This window comes from Pseudomonas sp. (genome assembly GCF_026224925.1).
GTDB lineage: Bacteria > Pseudomonadota > Gammaproteobacteria > Pseudomonadales > Pseudomonadaceae > Aquipseudomonas.
Genome location: NZ_JAMFRV010000348.1, coordinates 1 through 3784, shown reverse-complemented (window position 1 = coordinate 3784; position 3784 = coordinate 1). Strand labels below are relative to the sequence as shown.

The window sequence follows — 3784 nt, the reverse complement described above, 5'->3', positions numbered from 1 at the left end:
TGCCACCCACAGCACGGCCCATTTCGGCGAACACGCGCCAGAAATCAGCAGGGCTGTACTGCACAAAACCACCGAGCTCGGCCATGTCCGACACATCACGCAAGCCGCGCAACGAGTCGTTAGCGTTGCGACCCTGTACGTAGTTGGCAAACGGGCCAACACTCCAACCGTGCGACTTGAATGCCTTCCAGTTCAGACCGTCATCGGAGCTCAAGCCCACATCACCCCAGTCAAGATCGATGTAGGGAAACAGTTTAGCGTCGTACTGCACACCGGTTGGGTCGCTGGCTTTATAGCCAATACCCGCACCAAGGTCGCCGGTAATGGCTTCGGCGTGGCCCTGCGCGCTGAAGCTAATAGCGCAGGCAAAGGCCGCGAAGCCAGTGAATACCGAGCGAAAGCACCGGTTAAGCTGGAGTAAGCGCATTAAAAATATCTCGAACTATTTGAACATGCGTGAATCAATCCCTACCCAGACCCATCACGCAAGCACTTATGTTGTTTGTAGCAAGCTACAAAAATTGTAGCTTGACTGTCTGCCGTACATACCCGCTCAAAGCTTAACCCGCCCTAGGCCGGGGCTGCGGCGTCTATATCGGCAAGTGGCACAGTCTATGCTGTACCCCAGTGCAAGCGCAAAGAGCGCTCTCACTAATAGTAGGCACCTGCAGATGATGCACTGGCATATCGTGTGTGATTTCGATGGGACCGTCACCCGGACTGACGCGATAGATAACATCCTGGAGCGTTTCGCTGACCCAAGCTGGGAAGCCATCGAAGATGAATGGCTATCTGGCAAAATCGGCTCGCGAGAATGCTTGAGCCGTCAATTGGCAATGGTTAAAGCCACGCCAAACGAGCTTCTGGGTTATTTCGACAGTATCGATATAGATCCGGCATTCCCGGAATTCGTTGAATTAGTCACGGGTCGCGGCGCCACCCTAGACATCGTTAGCGACGGCATTGAGCAGGGCATCGCCCGCATTCTGTCGCGCAACAATGCCCCGCTGCTGCCGATCATCGCCAACCGCCTGCGTCAGGTCGGTCCCGATGGCTGGCGCATAGAGTTTCCGTATTCCAGCGATGCCTGCCGTGCTGCATCCGGCAACTGCAAATGCAAATCCGCGCCTGAAGGCAAACGCGTACTGGTGATCGGCGACGGTCAATCCGATATGTGCGTCGCTGGAACCGCCGACTTCGTATTCGCCAAGGATCGCCTGGCAGAACATTGCGAACGCAATGGCATCCCGTATGCCCGCTTCGACACTTTTGCCGATTTACCGGCCCTGCTCGCCCGCTTGCCTCACCGCGAACCGGTCCGCGCACACAGCTTCCCTCTTGAACAGCAGGAACTCTTCCACCATGTCTGATATCCGTATCGCTACCGCTGAAGACCAGATTCTTCTGGAAAAAGAAGCGAAATATTGCTCTTTCGGCGACACCGTTCACTACATTGATCCGCCACGGATCTTCAACCGCTGTGAAGGTTCGTACGTTTACGACACCAGCGACCAAGCTTACCTCGACCTGCAAATGTGGTACTCGGCCGTTAACTTCGGTTACGCCAACCCACGTCTGAACAATGCCCTCAAGGCTCAGATCGATTCGATGCCGCAGATTGCCAGCCAATACCTGCACCGCGGCAAAATCGAACTGTCGGAAATGATCGCAGTTGATGCCAAGAAGAAGTTCGGCATGGACGGTCGCGTTCACTTCAACGTTGGCGGTTCGCAGTCCATCGAAGACTCCTTGAAAGTTGTGCGTAACGCGAGCAACGGCAAGAGCCTGATGTTTGCCTTCGAAGGCGGCTACCACGGCCGTACCTTGGGTGCTTCGTCGATCACGTCGAGCTACCGCTACCGCCGCCGCTACGGCCATTTCGGCGAGCGCGCGCAGTTCGTTCCTTTCCCGTACCACTTCCGTGGCCCGAAAGGCATGACCAAAGAAGAATATGGCAGCTACTGCGTTCAGCAGTTCGCCCGCCTGTTCGAAACCGAATACAACGGCGTCTGGGACCCTAAAACCAACCAGTGCGAATACGCAGCGTTCTACGTCGAGCCGATCCAAGGCACCGGCGGCTACGTTATTCCGCCAATGAACTTCTACAAAGAATTGAAGCAAGTGCTGGATCAGCACGGCATCTTGATGGTTGTCGACGAAATCCAGATGGGTTTCTACCGCACCGGCAAGCTGTGGTCCATCGAGCACTTCGACGTCAAACCAGACGTGATCGTCTTCGGTAAAGCATTGACCAACGGCCTCAACCCACTGGGCGGCATTTGGGCACGTGAAGAGTTGATCAACCCAACGATCTTCCCACCTGGATCGACTCACTCCACCTTCGCCTCTAACCCATTGGGTACGGCGGTAGGTCTGGAAATGTTCAAAATGACCTCCGAAGTCGATTACGGCGCGATGGTCATGGAAAAGGGCAAGTACTTCCTGGCTGGCCTGCAAGACCTGCAAAAGCGCTACCCGATCATCGGCGACGTCGATGGCCTGGGCTTGGCACTGCGTGCAGAAATCTGCGGTCCGGACGGTTTCACGCCAGACAAAGCCACCCTCGACTTTATGGTTGATGAAGGCATGAAAGGCGACATCGAAATCAACGGCAAGAAACTCGGCCTGATCCTCGACGTGGGCGGCTACTACAAAAACGTAATCACCTTGGCGCCGTCACTGGAAATCAGCTACGAAGAAATCGATCTGGGCATCGCCCTTCTCGACCGCCTGCTGCATCGGGCAATGAAGCGGTGAACCTGCCAGAGATCGATATGGGCGAAGGTGACGCCAGTTTCGTTCTCGGCAGTGGCCCGGTCGCGGTGTTGTTGATCCACGGCCTGACCGGCACCCCGACGGAACTCCGTCGGGTGGCCCAAGGCCTGGCCAAGCGGGGGTACACGGTTTACGTGCCCACGCTTGCCGGGCATTGCGGCGACAACGCCGACCTGCAAGCCACTGGCTGGAAAGACTGGTACGAAAGCGTACGCAAAACCTTTGTCGGCATTCGCCAACGGCACGAACAGGTGATTGTCGGCGGGTTGTCCATGGGCGCTGTATTGTCCATGCACATGGCGGCCGAGCATCCGGGGCAAGTCGCCGGCTTGATGCTGTACTCGACCACCTTGCGCTACGACGGTTGGAACATACCGAAAGCGGCCGTACTGACACCATTGTTGATGGCCATTCCGTTTGGCGTGCACTTGTGCCGCTTCAACGAAACCTCGCCGTACGGCATCAAAGACGCACGTCTGCGGGCTATCGTTGAACGTCAGATGAAAGCCGGTGAAAGCAGCAATGCAGGGCTGTTGACCATGTCCGGCGTCAATGTGCGCGAACTGCATCGTCTGGTCGCCGTGGTCAAAAAAGGCATGCGCACAGTCAAGGCACCCGCGTTGATTCTGCATTCCATCGAAGACGATATCACCAGTCGCTGGAACGCCGATTATTGCGAGAAACATTTAGGTGGCCCGGTCACCAAAGTGATGCTGGATAACTGTTATCACATGATTACCGTAGATTTGCAGTATCGGAAGGTAATTACCTTAAGTGCCGACTTCATAGATGGCGTGATAGAACAATTGCCGGCTGAAGCGGTCTCTTTGAACGATCAGCGACAAATGGCCTGAACCCATCCTGCTTCTCGCCCATACTTCTCTCGGTTCCCTGAGCAGTCTGTAAAACGACTGCTTATTCGGCGTACTGAAAGGACTGGGTCCGGCTGGGAACGCTAGCCGTTCTTCGGAACGATCACCACTTGGTATGGCTGCTCCGATAAGCGAAC

Annotated in this window: 4 protein-coding genes; 3 read left to right on the top strand and 1 reads right to left on the bottom strand. The window is 55.7% G+C overall.

What is annotated here, in order from left to right; all coding sequences use genetic code 11:
- Window positions 1–427, bottom strand: a 427-nt coding sequence (locus M0974_RS15215) for a MipA/OmpV family protein (RefSeq protein ID WP_297838214.1), incomplete at its 3' end; no start/stop codon positions are given.
- A 244-nt stretch (window positions 428–671) separates the two neighbouring features.
- On the opposite strand from M0974_RS15215, the gene M0974_RS15210 reads away from it, so the two are divergent.
- Genes M0974_RS15210 through M0974_RS15200 form a run of 3 tightly spaced genes read left to right on the top strand, consistent with a single transcriptional unit; the run spans window position 672 to window position 3629 of the window.
- Window positions 672–1370, top strand: coding sequence for an MtnX-like HAD-IB family phosphatase (locus M0974_RS15210; protein WP_297838211.1), 699 nt, complete (start codon window positions 672–674; stop codon window positions 1368–1370).
- Window positions 1363–2757, top strand: coding sequence for an aminotransferase class III-fold pyridoxal phosphate-dependent enzyme (locus M0974_RS15205; protein ID WP_297838208.1), 1395 nt, complete (start codon window positions 1363–1365; stop codon window positions 2755–2757). Before M0974_RS15210 ends, M0974_RS15205 begins: the two co-directional genes overlap by 8 nt.
- Entirely contained in the window at window positions 2754–3629 is an 876-nt protein-coding gene (locus M0974_RS15200; protein ID WP_297838206.1) for an alpha/beta fold hydrolase, read from the top strand. Before M0974_RS15205 ends, M0974_RS15200 begins: the two co-directional genes overlap by 4 nt.
- Window positions 3630–3784 lie beyond the last annotated feature (155 nt).

Bases quoted from the DNA above. Each gene is read 5' to 3' on its own strand.
- M0974_RS15210 (WP_297838211.1), top strand. From the start codon at position 672: ATGATGCACTGGCATATCGTGTGTGATTTCGATGGGACCGTCACCCGG.
- M0974_RS15205 (WP_297838208.1), top strand. From the start codon at position 1,363: ATGTCTGATATCCGTATCGCTACCGCTGAAGACCAGATTCTTCTGGAA.